Annotated in this window: 15 protein-coding genes; 4 read left to right on the plus strand and 11 right to left on the minus strand. The window is 41.8% G+C overall.

The genetic code is table 11. The features are described from left to right. Nucleotides 1–27 precede the first annotated feature (27 nt). The gene (locus tag AC20MK_RS05020) at nucleotides 28–1,137 is read right to left on the minus strand and encodes a PGF-pre-PGF domain-containing protein (RefSeq protein WP_487356884.1); all 1,110 of its coding nucleotides are present in this window, start codon (nucleotides 1,135–1,137) and stop codon (nucleotides 28–30) included. A gap of 281 nt (nucleotides 1,138–1,418) precedes the next feature. Here AC20MK_RS05020 and AC20MK_RS05025 point away from each other — a divergent pair, with 281 nt between their 5' ends. Further along, nucleotides 1,419–4,082, plus strand: coding sequence for a cation-translocating P-type ATPase (locus tag AC20MK_RS05025; protein WP_487356885.1), 2,664 nt, complete (start codon nucleotides 1,419–1,421; stop codon nucleotides 4,080–4,082). 210 nt (nucleotides 4,083–4,292) lie between these two features. On the opposite strand, the gene AC20MK_RS05030 is transcribed toward AC20MK_RS05025, so the two are convergent. The 3 genes from AC20MK_RS05030 to AC20MK_RS05040 form a co-directional block, all read right to left on the minus strand. Further along, nucleotides 4,293–4,928, minus strand: coding sequence for a CDGSH iron-sulfur domain-containing protein (locus AC20MK_RS05030; protein ID WP_487356886.1), 636 nt, complete (start codon nucleotides 4,926–4,928; stop codon nucleotides 4,293–4,295). Nucleotides 4,929–5,108: 180 nt separating this feature from the next. Next, a complete protein-coding gene (locus tag AC20MK_RS05035; RefSeq protein WP_487356887.1) occupies nucleotides 5,109–5,441 on the minus strand; it encodes a carboxymuconolactone decarboxylase family protein in 333 nt (110 codons plus the stop codon). A 351-nt stretch (nucleotides 5,442–5,792) separates the two neighbouring features. Beyond that, the gene (locus AC20MK_RS05040; RefSeq protein WP_269479035.1) at nucleotides 5,793–5,924 is read right to left on the minus strand and encodes a hypothetical protein; all 132 of its coding nucleotides are present in this window, start codon (nucleotides 5,922–5,924) and stop codon (nucleotides 5,793–5,795) included. A gap of 106 nt (nucleotides 5,925–6,030) precedes the next feature. Between AC20MK_RS05040 and AC20MK_RS05045 the strand changes: the two genes are divergently transcribed. Both AC20MK_RS05045 and AC20MK_RS05050 read left to right on the plus strand, forming a co-directional pair. Further along, nucleotides 6,031–6,864, plus strand: a complete 834-nt coding sequence (locus tag AC20MK_RS05045) for a hypothetical protein (protein WP_487356888.1) — start codon at nucleotides 6,031–6,033, stop codon at nucleotides 6,862–6,864. A 107-nt stretch (nucleotides 6,865–6,971) separates the two neighbouring features. After that, nucleotides 6,972–7,619, plus strand: a complete 648-nt coding sequence (locus AC20MK_RS05050; RefSeq protein WP_487356889.1) for a LysE family transporter — start codon at nucleotides 6,972–6,974, stop codon at nucleotides 7,617–7,619. Between the two features lie 28 nt (nucleotides 7,620–7,647). Here AC20MK_RS05050 and AC20MK_RS05055 read toward each other — a convergent pair whose 3' ends face one another. The 6 genes from AC20MK_RS05055 to AC20MK_RS05080 all read right to left on the minus strand — a co-directional run bounded on the left by AC20MK_RS05055 (nucleotide 7,648) and on the right by AC20MK_RS05080 (nucleotide 13,759). Next, the gene (locus AC20MK_RS05055; protein WP_487356890.1) at nucleotides 7,648–8,502 is read right to left on the minus strand and encodes a 2-oxoacid:ferredoxin oxidoreductase subunit beta; all 855 of its coding nucleotides are present in this window, start codon (nucleotides 8,500–8,502) and stop codon (nucleotides 7,648–7,650) included. 1 nt (nucleotide 8,503) lies between these two features. Next, nucleotides 8,504–10,228 (minus strand): 2-oxoacid:acceptor oxidoreductase subunit alpha, encoded by a 1,725-nt coding sequence (locus AC20MK_RS05060; protein ID WP_487356891.1) that lies wholly within the window; start codon nucleotides 10,226–10,228, stop codon nucleotides 8,504–8,506. Between the two features lie 47 nt (nucleotides 10,229–10,275). After that, nucleotides 10,276–10,647, minus strand: coding sequence for a VOC family protein (locus tag AC20MK_RS05065; RefSeq protein WP_487356892.1), 372 nt, complete (start codon nucleotides 10,645–10,647; stop codon nucleotides 10,276–10,278). Nucleotides 10,648–10,743: 96 nt separating this feature from the next. Then, a complete protein-coding gene (locus AC20MK_RS05070; protein WP_487356893.1) occupies nucleotides 10,744–11,385 on the minus strand; it encodes a hypothetical protein in 642 nt (213 codons plus the stop codon). Between the two features lie 18 nt (nucleotides 11,386–11,403). Continuing rightward, nucleotides 11,404–11,955: a cohesin domain-containing protein gene (locus AC20MK_RS05075; RefSeq protein WP_487356894.1), complete on the minus strand. Its 552-nt coding sequence runs from the start codon at nucleotides 11,953–11,955 to the stop codon at nucleotides 11,404–11,406. Nucleotides 11,956–11,968: 13 nt separating this feature from the next. Continuing rightward, a complete protein-coding gene (locus AC20MK_RS05080; RefSeq protein WP_487356895.1) occupies nucleotides 11,969–13,759 on the minus strand; it encodes a cohesin domain-containing protein in 1,791 nt (596 codons plus the stop codon). Between the two features lie 253 nt (nucleotides 13,760–14,012). Here AC20MK_RS05080 and AC20MK_RS05085 point away from each other — a divergent pair, with 253 nt between their 5' ends. Further along, nucleotides 14,013–14,153 (plus strand): hypothetical protein, encoded by a 141-nt coding sequence (locus tag AC20MK_RS05085; RefSeq protein WP_487356896.1) that lies wholly within the window; start codon nucleotides 14,013–14,015, stop codon nucleotides 14,151–14,153. A gap of 236 nt (nucleotides 14,154–14,389) precedes the next feature. Here AC20MK_RS05085 and AC20MK_RS05090 read toward each other — a convergent pair whose 3' ends face one another. Continuing rightward, nucleotides 14,390–16,921, minus strand: a complete 2,532-nt coding sequence (locus tag AC20MK_RS05090) for a bifunctional aconitate hydratase 2/2-methylisocitrate dehydratase (RefSeq protein ID WP_487356897.1) — start codon at nucleotides 16,919–16,921, stop codon at nucleotides 14,390–14,392. Between the last annotated feature and the right edge of the window lie 161 nt (nucleotides 16,922–17,082).

Genomic DNA, 17,082 nt, shown 5'->3' on the forward strand with positions numbered 1-17,082 from the left:
CCATTTCAACTTTTTTTGGTTATTTAATTATTTCAGATATTTCTTGTTCACATTCGAAAGAATGCCGGATTCTTCCAATTCCTTTATTTTTGCTGAAACATCAGATCTTGTTATCTCTACTTTAGGAATGGCCGTTTCAGAAACTGTTTCTTCTGAAGATCTACTCGAAATACTGGGATTATCGTTAACAGTGCCTGTATCATTGATCTTTTCGGGTTTCATTTCTTCGAGGATGGTTGATATTTTTTCTTTTGCTCCTATGTGATGGCCTCTTTTAGCTGCAACATAGGAGACTGAAATTATAGTAAGTAATGGTATTGCAAATAGAAGGAATTTCACAGGTGAACCTTTTGATTCGGTCTTAGCAACTGGGGTAGTACTTTCTACATCTTCTAAAACCTCAAGTGGTGGGGAGGGCATGTTTGTATCAGGAACAACAATATTTTCTGTTAAAGGAGAGTTGTTCGTATCTGTAGCTGTCGTTTCCTTTTGAACAGTTTCGACTATTGCAAATGGTGAGTATATTTCAGAAGATTTAGCTTCGTAATAGATATATTTATCATCTTCACCTATTTTATAGGTGGGTAGAATATTCCAGCTACTACCCTTATATACGCTCATCCTTACAGAAAATTCAGGTACATTGTTCTCTTTAAGCCATGTTTTCTCTACTCTGAAACCAATAGAAGAATCAATGATCCTTTTTTCAAATTCGTGATCAACTAACCATATATTGATATTCTTATATACTCTTCCTTCCGGTGGATTGGACACAAGAGTTGAGGTCGTATTTAGTGATTCGACTATTGCTTTGACATCACCAACGGTCAAGTTTGCTGTGACATTGATGTAAGTAATATCGATCACTTCGGTGAACGTGAAGGTTTTTTCTATATCATTAACAATATACCTGGCCGCAACAGCTTTTGATAGCATATTCTCATATCTCTCACCGCTGGTGCTGCTGCCTTCGCCAAAACCACCATTTCTAGTATCAGTAGAAATGGTTGCGTCAGTAGTAGGTGATGATTCATCTAAAGCTAATGCTGAAAATGAACATATTGCTACTATGATCGCAACGATCGCGATCTTTATGATCATACCAGACAGATCAATGCTATTTTTTTGCAATTTCATATTTAATCACACAGGCGCTTTCAAGATTCCCTATATCGATCAAAAACTATCGCTTCTTATCCAATTACTTATATGCTGGAGTGCGTATATGTAACTTTCTCTAATAATAAAGACAGATGAGTATTATCATTATCATGCATCAATTATGCTTATAGACTTTACTCCCCATCCCTAAAATCAACTCTAGTAAGATACGAGTTCTCTTATCTTAAATTGTACTGATCAAATCTTCTAAAACAAAACCAAAAAGAATATCACGTCACAAACATACATGGATAGTTATGAGTGGGGAAGTCAAATGGCAGCATGTTCCTGTGGATGAGGTTCTTACATTACTTGAGACCGATAGAGAGGGACTTACTAACGAAGAGGCGCAACTCCGCCTTTCAAGATATGGTTTTAATGAGGTCGAACTAAAGAAAAAGGAAAGTTCACTTCATCGCTTTGGAAGGCAGTTTGCAAGCCCTCTTATCTATGTCCTGCTCCTGGCAGCACTTGTCACTTTTTTGCTCAGAGAGTATGCTGATACTTCCGTAATAATCGGAGTGGTTCTCGCAAATGCTATCATCGGATTCATTCAGGAAAGAAAAGCAGAAAATGCTCTTGAATCTCTTGCAAAGATGCTGGTCCCTGAGACAAGTATACTAAGGGAAGGGCAAAGACTGATAGTGCCCAGCAGGGAACTTGTGGTGGGTGATATCGTTTTAATGGAAACCGGAGACCGAATCCCTGCTGACCTTCGACTTATACACAAAAAAAATCTTCGCATCGATGAATCAATGCTTACCGGAGAATCCACAGCTGTTGAGAAATATACAGATGCCATTGAAACTAAGAACCTTCCACTTGCCGAACGAAAAAATATCGCTTTTGCAGGCACACTTGTAACTCAGGGAAACGGTATAGGTGTTGTAATAGCAACTGCTTCTGCCAGTGAGATCGGAAAGATCTCGGAACTGATAAAAAAGACAAAAAAGCTCTCCACGCCTCTTGTAAGAACGATAGACAATATGGGCAAGAATCTTGCTGTCGTTATTATTCTGGTTGCCATACTGACATTTGCAATTGGTAAACTTCGGGGACTTGATACTCTGGATCTCTTTTTTGCTTCCGTGAGTCTGGCGGTTGCAGCAATTCCAGAAGGATTGCCTGCACTCATTACGATCACACTTGCTATCGGCATAAAAAAGATGGCATCCCGAAATGCCATTATTCGTACAATGCCGGCGGTTGAAAGTCTTGGATCTGCAACGGTGATCTGTTCGGACAAGACCGGCACGCTTACAAAAAACGAGATGACCGTCCGGATGATATACACGAATGAAGGTATGTTCAGTGTTACTGGTATCGGATATGAACCAGAGGGTGATTTCGAGCTTAATGGGAAGAAAATAGATCCCTTTGATCATCGGGCATTGCTTGGAACACTAAAAGCAGGTGCACTTTGTAATGATGCTTATCTGCGTGAAGAGGGAGGCATTGACGGTGACCCTACCGAAGGGGCACTTCTGGTTTCAGCATCAAAGGCCGATAAGTTCTATATTCCCAGGATCGATGAGATTCCTTTTGAATCCGAAAAAAGGTTCATGGCAACACTTCATCAGGATGATGCTGGAAACACGTGGGTATATGTAAAAGGCTCTCCTGAGATCATCACCAAACTTTCCAGCATGCAATTCAATGGGAAGGACTTTTCAAAGATGGAACCTGAAAAGATACTTCTTGTTGCTGAAGACATGGCATCTGAAGGGCTTAGGGTCATTGCAACTGCATATAGGAAGCTCGAAAGAGGAAAGACCGAACTTGAAGATGTTGATATTGATGAGCTCATCTTCCTCGGATTGCAGGGCATGATCGACCCGCCAAGGGAGGAAGTAAAGCAGTCGATCTACAAATGTAATAATGCCGGCATCAGAGTTATCATGATCACTGGGGATCATATCAAAACTGCTCATACCATTGCAAGACAGCTTGGGATACGTACAGAAGGGGCATTGTCGGGCAGTGATATTGAAACAATTAGCGATAAAGAGCTGATAAAAGCATTAAGGTCAGTATCTGTTTTTGCAAGGACATCCCCTGAGGATAAATCCAGGATAGTCGGTTTACTAAAACAGGAAGGCGAAGTTGTCGCAGTTACAGGTGACGGTATCAATGATGCGCCAGCACTTGAAAATGCTGATATCGGGGTTGCAATGGGTCGATCTGGCTCCGAAGTTGCAAAAGAAGCAGCTGACATGGTACTTGCTGATGATAATTTTTCATCCATTGTGAATGCAGTGGAGGAAGGCAGGGATGTCTATGGCAAGATACAAAAGGTGATCCTCTGGACATTACCCACGAACGCTGCAGAAGGATTGGCGATCTTAGTTGCAGTTCTACTGGGCTTCACAGCTCCGCCACTATTACCCTTACACATCCTGTGGATAAATACCGTTACGGCATTGGGGCTTGGAGTTCCTATGACGGTCGAACCGATGGAGAAAAAACTTCTCAATAGGCCGCCAAGGCCACAAAAAGAGCCACTGCTTCTTCCAATTATCAAAAGAAGGATCGTGACCGTTGCATTACTAATGGTCACTGCTACTTTCCTGTTATACATCTTCAATATCAATAATGGTATGGATGTCAGTACTTCACAGACAATAGCGTTGAATACCATCGTATTTTTCGAGATATTCTACCTTTTCAATTGCAAATCGATCCATGAGAATATTCTTGGTCAGATTTTCTCAAATAGATATATGCTTCTTGGTATCTCTATCGTAATCGGTTTACAGATGTTCATCACTTACAACCCTACGATGAACATGATCATGAGAACAAGTCCTATCAGGCCTATTGATTGGGTTGTGATAATAATAATTGCAAGTTCCATCTTCTTTTTGATAGAACTGGAAAAATTCATAAATAAAATTAGGGGTAGGAAACAAATCAAGAAATAATGAAATGAGGGTGTTATATGGCCCTCGATCTTCATCACCACAGTAGCGACAAGAAATATTTCCTTTCATTATCTCTTTCCAGTATCCCAGTACATCATGAGTAACTATCCATAATATATTGCAAATTGATTTAATTTATTGTCAATGAGTCTTAAGCATCCAATATGTTCTCAAAAACTTTGAAGATTGTATCACAAGATTGAAGTTGATTCAATTCTTACCATCCTTAAATTTAGCATTGGAGTGCTGGCCGTCACAGAATGGCTTATTTCGAGATGCACCGCATCTGCAGAGAGCATAATGGTCCTGGGTTTCGGGTACTGATCCATCAGAGTCATCAAGCCTGACCCCTGTAACATTGTAAGGTCCATCCTTTAGAACAAAAATTTCCGGCTCATGTGAATAATCCTTATACAATTTTCCATTAACAGTATAACTCAATGCGCCAGAAGGACAGGTCCTGATGAGCTTTGCTATCTCTTCTGGGTCTACAGCATCCGGATCTGCCCAGGGTTCTTTACCCTTTTTGAAAACAGAAGGTAGATTACGAACGCAATGTCCTACATGAGAACACACATCCCTGTTACGATGAATGCTAATATGTTTGCCAACGTAAGTGTCAACTCTGTCGGGAACACGATCTTTTTCTTTTTCCCCGGAAAAATCGTTCCCTAAATGTGTTCCATCACAAAATGGCATATTTGACGATCCCCCACATCTGCAAAGTGACATAACAGGTTTTGTCTCGATGAAAACACCCTTTGAATTCCTTAATGTTTTAAGGTCTTTCACAATGTATGGTCCATTTTTTGATACTTTTATTGAAGGCTTGATTTCTTTCTCCACTGATACACCTCTATAATAAGAAATCTGTGTGCATCGGATTTCTAATTTTTGTAAGGAACAGCTTTTGTAACAAAACCACTGAAAAAAATCTGGAAAATGGATTAATTGATCCATTGAACAATTGACCCATTACACAATTGATCCATTGTTTATCACTTTGGAAATTAAAAATGTGAAAGTTCAATCTTCATCGCCACAACAGCTACAAGAAATATTTCCTTTCATTATTTCTTTCCAGTCTCCCAGTACATCATGTGTCCAGCAATCATCCGCACCTGCTGCTTCTCTCATGACAAGGGCAAATATGTAGGATAATTCTTTGACCGTAGCTCCAGCTTCCAGAGCGCCTTTAAAGTGCTTAAGGACACATGGCTTTGACCTTGCCTTGATGGAAAGGGCAAAACAGATGAACTGGTATGTTTTCTCATCTATCGTTCGATTTTCAGCATACAAATTATCGATCTCATCCAGCTTTTCCGTAAATTCCGGGAAGAATTCTTCTAACATTCTCATTTCGATCCACGTCCATACATTTTTGCATTAATGTTCTGATATTGAACAGAACATCGAATGAAGATGAAACTTAAGAGCACTTAAAAGCAGCGTTTCAATATATATTGAAATTCCATTCAAACGAATAAAATAGTACGGGTAAAACCTGTCCGTGAAGTCAAGATAAATCTCTTTTCCTGCGCTGGAAAATGTGGGATAAGAAAAAAACGTGCAAATGGCGCTGAATACAGTAGAAAGGTGTAAAATCAAACGATAAGATATTGTTCAGAACAGAGATGAATATCAGAAAAAGAGGATGGCAGTAAGATAAATCTAATATGCCATCGACTCAATAATTCTGAAAAAAGAAAATTACTTCTTCTTAAGTTTTGCAAGTTTCTTCTTTGCAGCAGCATCACCTGAGGATGCCTTTGCTTCAAGTCCTTCCATTTTCTCTTTTTTCTTGCCACTTTTCCTTGCTATATCCTTCTTAGACATTGCCATAGAAGCTCTTTTTTGAAGCCTATACTATATAAAATGATGCCAGCAGAGAATTAAAATTGATACACCATTCAGAAGCCTTATAATTCAAAAACTGGCAATGTATACTGTGAATAAATGTGAGATAACTACAATTGATAGAAAGCTGGACCTAAAATATCCAAATCATCGCCTGATAATACAGTTGGCAATTTTTGTGACAATTTCAGCTCTTGTATACGATCTCATTATCAACAAAGATGTTTCTGCCTCATTTGTCTATGGCATAAAAGCAGGGACAACGACATTCCTGCTCTGGGCGATCACAAGGGAAATGGACCCTGACCATGAGAGATCGGCTTTCATTCCGGTCATATTTACTCTGCCACATGTGATAATTTTCGGGTTACACCCGCTCTTTCTTTTATTGTGGTTCTTATTATTACTAAGATTGGTCAGTAGATCAACGGGTTTAAAGGCTGGTATTATCGACTCGTTAGGTATTCTTTCCATTGGAGCTTTCCTTACATATCAGTTAAGCTGGGCATTTGGGATGGTCTCAGCAATCGGTTTTTGTCTTGACGGAAAGCTATCCTTGCCATACAGAAATCACCTGATACATGCAGCACTATTGTTCTTCTATTCTGGCATAACCTTGATACACGAAAGTACTGATGTGATCATGGACCTATCTCTGTTGAAAATAGTTGCCTTCATTCTTATGCTCCTACTTACTTTACCGCTGGTGGCTAACAAAGCACCTATCATTAGTATAGGTGACAGGACTGGAAAAAGACTCGATGAACAGAGGATAAAAGCAACACAGATGCTAGCTGTATTAAGTGTATCTGTATTTATGTTATTCTCGATCTCTACTGATGGGTTTTGGCCTCTTGTATGGGCCGTGCTGATAAGTATCGGTCTCTACCAGTTCATATTGGGAAAAAAGCTGATGCGAACATAAAGAATTATAAAATTGATGACAACAGCTTAATATGGCATGTAATATACATAGTGTATATATTATATTTATCGATGTATTATATAATTTATCTTATTTAGGGTGATGTTATGATAGAACTTCTCAAAGCTCTGGCACTGGGATTTACGATAGGAATATCAGCTGCACTAATTCCTGGTCCAATGATGTTCGCCACCGTTGGCATATCACTTGAAAAAGGATGGCGTACAGGTCCTTTTATCTTTCTTGGGCATTCAATGGTAGAACTGACGGTGATCCTATTGGTCATTGCAGGGGCTTCTTCTTTCATAAGTGACTCCACAATTGGCTACGTATCAATATTGGGCGGTATTGTAATGATCCTTTTTGGGCTTGTTATTCTAAAAAGTGCTAAAACAGTTTCAAATATCAATATCGCTGAATCTGCCAAAAAGTTCAAAGGTTCATTAGGTCCGGTGTCTGCGGGCATCCTTACTACAGCTCTAAATCCTGCATTTATTCTATGGTGGCTCACTGCCGGAAGTGCCATTATATTGCAAGAATATCTTTTAGGTATGTTGGCCATAGTTGCGTTCATCATTGGTCACTGGATTGCAGATTTCAGTTTTCTTCTGACGGTTGCATCATCGACAGCCAAAGGGAAAGACCTCTTCTCAGAAAGAGTACACAGAAGGATACTATACTTTTGCAGTGTTTTCCTAATGATATTCGGAGTATATTTCATATCGAACTACAACAACCTATCTTCATTTGTATAAGTCCGGATAGAACAAAAAAAGTAAAAAGTCAGATGAAACTATCCAGTAGCTCATCGACCTTTTCAGGATCAGCCTTGTTCTTTACAAGAGGTCCTGAAGAAAGAACGTCCAGGTGGTCCTCGAAAGTTGGTTTTTCATTTACATAGAAAACACCCAGGGGTATCCTTTCACCCCATTCAAGAGACCTTTCAAATGCTTTAACACGATCTTTCGGGGAATAGCCCTCTTCTTCCATTCTATAGACCCTTTCTGAATACCATTTGAAAGTGTTCAGCTTATTAAAGGAAACACATGGCTGTAGGACATCCACTAAGGATAACCCTTTGTGCTGTATCGCTTTTTTGATAAGCTCTGTAAGATGGTCCACATCCCCTGCAAATCCCCTGCTCACGAAAGAACAATCAAGGGATATTGCAAGCGATAAGGGGTTTAAAGGTGTATTGAAGACCCCATGGTTCTGGATCTTTGTCTTCATACCCAACTCACTGGTGGGGGATGCCTGGCCCTTGGTCAGACCATATATCTGATTATCATGTACAATGAGGGTAATATCAGGATTTCTCCTTATATTATGAATGAAGTGGTTTCCTCCCTCTCCATAACAATCCCCGTCACCGGTCACAGCAAGGACTGTCAGTTCATGGTTCGCGACCTTTGCTCCAATGGCAGGGGGAAGGGACCTTCCATGAAGACCATTGAATACGTTGCATTTGAGATAATGCGGGAGCTTGCTCGATTGTCCTATGCCTGATGTCAGCAGGACCTCGTGCGGTTCTTTCCCAAGCTCTGCAAGAGCACGCTTGATAGCCTTCAATATCATGAAATTACCGCAACCTGGGCACCATTCGGTCTCGTATTCACCATAATCTTCCACGCTTACCATCTCAGATCACCTTCTTCTGTTCAAGAGCTCTTATGATGTGTTCGGGAGAGAAAGGTTTCCCGTCTGACCTCAATACATTCTCATCAATTCGTAATCCCGTCTCACACTCGAAAAGTCTTGCGAACTGTCCGGTCGCATTGTTCTCCACGCAAACTAGCTTTCCAGCATTAGCCATCATATCTTTTATTGTATCCACTGGCAAAGGATATACATGGGTAAAATGCAAGTGGTCTATTGAATGGCCCTCGCTTGTGAGTATATCCACAACTTCCAGAAGAGGGCCGTATGTAGAACCCCAACCTATCAAAGTGATGTCAGCTTTCTTATAACCATAAAGCTGTGGAGCTTCCATTTCCTTTTCCAGAAGCTTTAGCTTCTTCATTCTCTTCTCGTTCATCAGGATACGGTTATCGATAGTCTGGTCAAGATGACCGGTCTCATTATGTTCATCACTGTCAACGACAACTGTAAATCCTGCCTGACCTGGAATGGCCCTTGGGGATATGCCGGTGGGTGTTAATTCATATCTGTTGTACTCATTCTTGCCTTTTAGTTCATCATCAGAAAGCAGATGCCTGTCTATCTCTATCTTTGAAGTGTCGAATTTCTTACAGGTGAAAAGAGAATCTGCAAGGTACTGGTCACTCATTACAAATACCGGGATCTGGAACTTCTCTGCGATATTGAACGCTTTTGCCGTCAGATAAAAACAATCATCAGGTGTTCCTGGTGACAGTATGCATCTTGGAAACTCGCCCTGGGCGGCTGTCAGAACGAACTGAAGATCACCCTGTTCGGTCATTGTAGGCAGACCTGTGGCAGGGCCCGGTCTCTGTGACAGGAATATCACTGCAGGTGTTTCGGTCATCCCTGCAAGCCCCAGTGCTTCGGCCATAAGGCAGAAACCTCCTCCTGATGTTGTGGTCATGGCTCTCACACCTGCATAGGATGCACCAAGGACCATATTCAAAGCAGCTATCTCATCTTCTGCCTGTTCTACGACGACATTGAACTCATCGGCCTTTGCAGCTATATAGGTCATAACACCCGTTGAAGGTGTCATGGGATAAGCTGCCAGAAATTGAACGCCTGCTGTAAGAGCGCCAAGGGCAACGGCATCATTGCCTGCAATAAGCATCCTCTCATCTTTTTCAAGAGGATCTTTTATGGCAAACTTAAATGCTGACGGGCAGTTCTTTTTGGCGTGATCATAACCCGCACGTGCTGCCTTGATGTTATTCTCAATTATTTCATCGCCTTTTTTCTGGAAGGTCGCAGTTAATACACGTTCGAGATACTCAAAATTAAAGCACATAAGGCCCAGCGCAGCACCGATCGCAACAGAGTTGGAATAGATCTTATTCCCGCAAACATCCTTTGCGATCTTCAGCATTGGAACATGGAAGAAAGAATCATTCATCTGATCTATCTTGATGACATCAGTGTCAACTATTACAACACCATCGGATATCTCGTTCAGGTGTTCTTCAATGGATGCCTCATCAAGAGCTATTAGAATATCGACCTCCTCGGTCATTGCCCTTATAGGTTCATTGCTTATGCGTACCTGGTAAGTATTGTGTCCACCTCTTACCCTTGAAAGATAGAACTGAGTGGTAAAAACGTTGAAACCACTTTTCTTGAAGGCCTTTGCAAGTACCACACCTATGGTATGTAAACCCTGACCTGCGGCTCCGCCTACTTTTATCACAAGGTCTGTGTTCATATTTTGTCCCCCTTTTATAGTAAGATCGTTTCGATCAGAAACTTCTCTTATACTGCGTTCTCATCAACTTCCCACAATCCGAAGGTATTCTCTTCGGTATCCATGCAAACTGCAAGATAACCCCAACCCGGAACAGGCATCTTTGGCTGTAGCACTGTTCCTCCGAGCTTTTCAACACGAGTGCAATAGTCTTCAACCGATACAACTTCGATGAAATTGGTTATTCTCTGCTCAGGGCTTCCACGAAGTCCCATGCCTCCGTCAACCCCCTTCTCACCCTCGAGGGATTCTGTCTCTATGAAATAGTAGTCCATAGGTCCCGGTACTTTTTCAAATTTCCAATCGAACAGCTCGGTGTAGAACTCTTTTGCCCTGTCAATATCGTCTACGGGCAAGTCAAAATGTGCAATAGCTGGCATAACTAGATCACTCCCAATTTAAATATGACAGTGAACTGATTTAAGTTTAAGGGGTAAGTATGAAATCTGTCAAAAAAGAAAATATAGACTGGATATTCAGACCAGCCCCAATATCTCACTGATAGTAAGCATTAATTTGCCTACACCTAACTTAACAGTGTTCCCGAAACCAATAGGTTCTATCTCGATATCACCATTCTGGTATGCTGTAAGGAAATCATCTGCAGGAGTCGGTGAAACCATTAATAAGTTTAGGGTTTCCTCATCAGATTTCATCAGTACTGTAGGATTAATTTCAGAGCTTAGTCCAACTGCAGATTGAAGGATAAGCCTTGAATCAATGGATGTTACTTTTCCATCAGCATCAACATCAAGGTTAAGGTCTTCAGGAAGCTTACCAACAGCCATTTTTACAGCTGAAAGGGAGTCAAGTGCAGTTAGTTTACCATCGGAATTGTAGTCACCTTTTCCGGCTTCAATCTCAATGGAGATCTTACTGAACTCTACAACCACACCGTTCAAAGTGACCGCCTTGAGTTCGAGTGTACTATCATCATTCATTTCAATAATGCCGTAGACTTCTTCATTACCAAGCATGTTCTTTACAAGATCAGGCACGGAATCAAGGTTTGTATTATATGCAGAAACCCTCTGTTCCATATCTTCATATAGATCTGCCTGGGCAGGAGTTGCCAGCAATATCAAAAAAAGGAATGAAAGAGCTATGATTTTTTTCATTCAATCCCCTTCCTATGCTTAGTCCCTTCTTCTCATGAAAAGTGCACAAATGCAGAGTATACCAATTGATGCAAGCATCATGCTACCATATCCTACACTCTTGGAACCGGCATCTGCTACAGTTACAACACCATCTGCAGTTTCAGCTATAATTTCCACAAGTCCTACATTATGGAGAACAACTTCTTCAACACTAACAGTGCTTGAGGAGCCTATATCTCCTAGAACAATAAAAGATACTGCTATAACTGCGCCGTCACCGGTAATGCCAGAAGAATCTGCAAGAGCAACAGTTACTTCGCCTGGAATGGCAACGTTTGATTCCATAAATGAATTACTACCAAGATCTAAACCTGATATACCTGTAGCCTGCAGTACCTCGCTATCATAATTTAGCACAAGGTCCATGCTGCCTATTTCTGATGCTCCTGTAAAGTAGACAGGAACTTCCACTGAACCACTGCTTGATGCTTCTACATCATCTATATAAACTGTCACCTGGACTGCACCTGCAGATGCACATGTAAACAGACATACCATTGCTACCACTAACATACATATTTTATTCATTCTATTACCTCGATTAATTGATAGGCTTCTTTTCAGAAGCCATCTTCAGTATAAGTCTTGCATCAATGGAAGATACACTTCCATCATCATTTACATCCATCGATTCATGCATTTCGATCTTATCTACGGACATCAGAAGTGCATACAATGCATCGTATGCAGAAAATTCACCACCATCACCGGCAGCATCTCCTTTTCCTTCATCTTTTCCAAGAACCGTGAAAACACCATCTGTTGAGTCCATCTCGATCATTGAAAGGTCGGATGCACTATTAGATACGAGCTTATCGATTCTAAGTGGAGATGTTTCATCTTCGGAACCGATAACATTGAACTTAACATAACAAATCGAACCATCCCCACTAAAACCTTTCATATCCACAAGGCTTATCTTGACAGTTTCTGCCATAATATTGTACTCAAAGAGTGAGTTTTCCGTTAATCCTCCTTTTACAAGTTCCACACACTCAAGCACATTAGGGTCATAACTTAGTGTAAGATCCATGTTGCCAATAGCCTCATCTGTACCTGACACAGTAAGTGGGATTTGCACACTTGTTCCAGTTGTTTTGCTACGTGATTCGAAAACAAGTGTATTCTTCTCTTCAGGAATAAGAATCGGTTCTACTACATTTTCAGGTATATGGACTTCAGGAAGCTCTCCAGAATATACTACCTTCGCAGAGTAAAGGGCATTTGGAGATGTTGCCGGAACTTGTTCAGTATTGCTATAGAAATGACCTACATACAATGATGTAGATGAATAATCATCTGTTGTTACAAGGAACGAAACAGTGTCAGCATCGTTGTTAATGCAAGTTCCATCAATACTTCCCACAGGATCTTTAAGATTTTCATTCAGTGAAAGTTCAAAGACCTGTTTATCATTTGTACTCACAAATACAGCATCTTCCTCATTTGAAGTAAACATGATGGAACCATCATAGTTTAAGTGACCCCAACCTGTAAATGAACCCAGTTTTGTTAAATATTTGCTTCCAGGTCTGACAAGATAAGTATCTTCTTCAACTCCATAGATAATGTAAGCACCATCACCACTCATGTCAAATAGGAATTTAGTGATGCCATCGTCTTCTTCATCATCAAATGTCATTTGATTAGAATTGCCATATTTAGAAAAGAACAATTCAGCCAATTCATGTGAAGTTCCATTTTCCACATATCCCGGTGGTATGAATGCAACATTAATTCCATCATCAGAAATGCGGAAATCAAGTATTTTAGAGATTTCTTTATCATCCACATCCACATCCTCTCGATCGACAACAATAGCATCACGGGTTGCATCGGAATTAATTTTCCACACATTCCCAATGCTCTCAACAGTCATGTAAACATAATCACCTTTATCGGTGGTTTGAAGCATCCAAATATAGTATTCATCATCAAATGCTACAACTTCATCAATACTTCCGTCTTCGATTATATAAACAGTATTGAGACCGTTAAAATAAGCGATCGAACCATCTTGATTAGTTACAATATTCATAGCCGAACCATCAGGAGTAGGATAAGTTTTCAGTCCAGAACCATCTGAATTAATGTGACCTACAATCATTTCATCGGTTTTTACATCAACTCCATTAAAATAAATCACATTCCCATTATTGCTCATAGCAGTGTGGAATATTTCAATACCAGAAGTGTCACTGTCAATTATCTTTTCATAAACTGCAACAGCATAAGCATCAAAAGTAGTTGATTCTGCTGAAGCAATAAAAGGACAAAAAGCTAAGATAAAGATTAGAATAAATATTTGTTTAGAAATAACATTACAACTCATATTAGCACCATATTTAAATATACTAATCCACTTATTTAAATATATCTGATATATAATTTTTAATTTGGCTCTGTAGAAATCCTATCAAAATCAACATCTATAGTCTGGAAATGGGATTCTATTCCAACATCATATAATACATTCCATAATCTTTTCAAATTGGATTAGTATCCGAATATTGAGGTTTTCTACGGAGCCGATATTTTCATTTTAAAGAAAAGGAACTATCTATCGTCTGAGCAAAATTGAAGGGATGGGTCTATGCAACCTTTCTGCTTTGCCATGTTCCATCAGGGTATTGCTCGAGGATATCTTAATTACATCCGGTATTGAAGTAGAGTACTGCAACCACGGCGGTATCCTGCAAAAGTTCCTTCGGGACACACTAAAGTGAGAGTAAGGTCTCTCCTTGATCCTTTCTTTACAGGCTGAAACTTCCAGCTTCCCTGAAACTTTCAAGGCGATATCATCAAATTAGGTTATAGATCACCCATTCTAATTTGATGGGGTCTTATAGAAATAAGGTACGAAGAAAAAAATGTGGAGAATGGGCGCTGTGTGCCCATTATTCCTAAATGCGCTTTGAAGTTAAGCAGTTAATATTACTCCACAGGTGGCTTTGTATTTGTATTACAGGTAGTCTTCCATTTCATCGAATTGAAGATACCTGTAGATCTCGTCCAGTTTTGGTTCGATCTTCTCCATGTAAACTTCCATGTACTCATCTACCGTGGGTATCCTGCCAAGGTTGGAGGTAATTGCTCCAAGCTCTGCTGAGCCAAGGTAGACCAGGGCTCCGTCACCCACACGGTTATCGAAGTTACGGGTGCTGGTGGAAAACACTGTGGAGGCATCCGGTACACGTGCCTGGTTACCCATGCATAGTGAGCATCCTGCTATCTCAATTCGGGCACCGACCTGGCTGTATATGGAGAAAACTGACTCCTCCCTGAGCTTAGCCTGGTCCATCCGGGTAGGGGGACATATCCAGGTACGGACATCAGGGTTGAATTTCTGGTCTCGCCAGATCTCGGCTGCTGCACGGAAGTGACCGATGTTCGTCATGCATGAGCCTATAAAGACGTCCTGGATAGTGGTGCCTGCAACTTCGGAAAGCAGCTTTACATCATCAGGATCATTTGGACACGCAAGGATAGGTTCCTTGATGTCCGCAAGATCGATCTCTATGACTGCGGCGTACTCTGCATTCGGATCCGCTTTGAGCAGTCTCGGGGCTTCCAGCCACTCCTCGACAGCTTCTATACGCTTTTGGAGAGTCTGTGCATCTCTGTAACCGTTCTCGATCATCTTTTTCATCAATGCAAGGTTGGAGCGCAGGAAAGTGGATACTGCCTCCTCTCCGAGCTGGATGCAACCGGCTGCAGCTGAGCGCTCTGCGGCAGAATCCGTCAGCTCGAATGCCTGCTCGGCTGTTAGGTCGGGCAGTCCTTCTATTTCGAGGATACGTCCGTTGAATATATTGATCTTGTTCTTCTTTGGCACGGTCATAAGGCCCTGCTTGATAGCATAGTATGGTATGGCGTTGACAACATCACGCAGAGTGATACCAGAATTAAGCTTTCCACTGAAACGTACCAGCACGGATTCGGGCATATCCAGAGGCATGAAACCCAGAGCTCCAGCAAAGGCCACCAGCCCGGAACCTGCCGGGAACGATATGCCTATCGGGAACCTGGTATGGGAGTCGCCACCTGTACCTACTGTGTCCGGGACCAGCAGGCGGTTAAGCCAGCTGTGGATAACTCCATCTCCGGGCTGCAGGGAGACACCGCCACGCTCAGAAACAAAATCTGGCAGTGTCCTTTGCATTTTCACGTCCGCAGGCTTGGGGTAAGCTGCTGTGTGACAGAATGATTGCATGAACATGGGAGCCTGGAACTTGAGACAGGCAAGTTCTGTGAGTTCATCGGCTGTCATGGGACCTGTGGTGTCCTGGGAACCGACAGTGGTCATTATAGGCTCACAGGCGGTGCCAGGCAGAACTCCATCTACGCCACATGCCCGGCCAACTATCTTCTGTGCCAGGGAGTAGGCCTGCCCAGGTTCTGGAACTGGATTATCAGGTTTAACGAATATGTCTGTCTCAGGCAGACCCAGTGCCTCGCGGGTCCGGGTGGTCAACGACCGACCAATTATGAGGGGAATACGACCGCCAGCACGGTATTCATCCGGGAGGGTGTTGGGCGTGAGGTCAAAATTGGAGAGTACATTGCCTTCAACATCTGTTACTTCACCCTTTACGGTATTGATGGTAATGATATCGCCGTGCTGGAGCTTGCTAATATCCATTTGCAGAGGCAGAGCACCGGAGTCCTCGGCGGTGTTAAAGAAGATGGGAGCTATGGCAGTGCCAATGATCACGCAATTACGGCGTTTATTTGGAACGTATGGTATGTCCTTGCCGATATGCCAGAGCACACTGTTGCAGGCGGATTTGCGGGAGGAACCTGTTCCTACCACATCAGCTACAAAGGCAACCTCGTGTCCTTCCTCGCGCCATTTTGCCATCTCCTCAATGCCTCCCGAGAAGCGGGTATTCCCCATTTCCAGTGCATGAAGAGGTATGTCGGGGCGACTCCATGCAGCACTGGCAGGGGAGAAGTCATCGGTATTGATCTCGCCATCAACTTTGAATACCCTGACAGTGATAGTCTCGGGAACTCCTGGTCTGCTTGTGAACCACTCAGCGTTCGCCCAGCTCTCAATAACTTTTCCAGCAGCGTCATTTGTCTTTGACAGTTCCAGTACGTCTTCAAAAGCATCGTAGACAAGGGTTATGCCTGAAAGGGCACATGTAGCTTCATCTGCTACTTCTGTATTCCCGAGTGCTTCGATAAGATAACTGATATTATAGCCCCCGATCATGGTTCCCAGGATCCGGATGGCTTCTTTTTTGTCTATAAGCGGTGAAGAGACAGTTCCTGCCAATATGTTACCAAGGAAATCTGCCTTGACCTTTGCAGCGGGGTCTACACCAGGAGAGATCCGTTCCCTGAACAGGTGGAGCAGGAACTCTTCCTGGTCTGCAGGAGGATCTTGTAATAACTCACAAAGTTCAGAGGTCTGTTCCGGATTCAGAGGAAGTGCGGGAATTCCCTGGGCTTTCCTCTCTTCTTCGTGTTTTAGATAAGCTTCGATCATCTTTTATCCTCCATGAGAAATTGCGTTTTCACTGCATTGGCAGCTGAGTAGCTTTTTCCTGTCTGGTTAACTTAAAAAAAGCATTTGATTGCATGTGATATAATGCTGATAAATCGTGTTTGCTGTATATGACATTAACGGAGCAACGAATGAATATCTTT

Source organism: Methanococcoides sp. DA23 (assembly GCF_057593895.1).

Excerpts from the sequence above, each read along its gene's own strand:
- AC20MK_RS05090 (WP_487356897.1), bottom strand. The coding sequence starts at position 16,921 with ATGATCGAAGCTTATCTAAAACACGAAGAAGAGAGGAAAGCCCAGGGA.
- AC20MK_RS05080 (WP_487356895.1), bottom strand. The coding sequence starts at position 13,759 with ATGAGTTGTAATGTTATTTCTAAACAAATATTTATTCTAATCTTTATC.
- AC20MK_RS05020 (WP_487356884.1), bottom strand. The coding sequence starts at position 1,137 with ATGAAATTGCAAAAAAATAGCATTGATCTGTCTGGTATGATCATAAAG.
- AC20MK_RS05060 (WP_487356891.1), bottom strand. The coding sequence starts at position 10,228 with ATGAACACAGACCTTGTGATAAAAGTAGGCGGAGCCGCAGGTCAGGGT.
- AC20MK_RS05025 (WP_487356885.1), top strand. The coding sequence starts at position 1,419 with ATGAGTGGGGAAGTCAAATGGCAGCATGTTCCTGTGGATGAGGTTCTT.
- AC20MK_RS05035 (WP_487356887.1), bottom strand. The coding sequence starts at position 5,441 with ATGAGAATGTTAGAAGAATTCTTCCCGGAATTTACGGAAAAGCTGGAT.
- AC20MK_RS05085 (WP_487356896.1), top strand. The coding sequence starts at position 14,013 with ATGGGTCTATGCAACCTTTCTGCTTTGCCATGTTCCATCAGGGTATTG.
- AC20MK_RS05075 (WP_487356894.1), bottom strand. The coding sequence starts at position 11,955 with ATGAATAAAATATGTATGTTAGTGGTAGCAATGGTATGTCTGTTTACA.
- AC20MK_RS05055 (WP_487356890.1), bottom strand. The coding sequence starts at position 8,502 with ATGGTAAGCGTGGAAGATTATGGTGAATACGAGACCGAATGGTGCCCA.
- AC20MK_RS05070 (WP_487356893.1), bottom strand. The coding sequence starts at position 11,385 with ATGAAAAAAATCATAGCTCTTTCATTCCTTTTTTTGATATTGCTGGCA.
- AC20MK_RS05050 (WP_487356889.1), top strand. The coding sequence starts at position 6,972 with ATGATAGAACTTCTCAAAGCTCTGGCACTGGGATTTACGATAGGAATA.
- AC20MK_RS05065 (WP_487356892.1), bottom strand. The coding sequence starts at position 10,647 with ATGCCAGCTATTGCACATTTTGACTTGCCCGTAGACGATATTGACAGG.
- AC20MK_RS05040 (WP_269479035.1), bottom strand. The coding sequence starts at position 5,924 with ATGGCAATGTCTAAGAAGGATATAGCAAGGAAAAGTGGCAAGAAAAAA.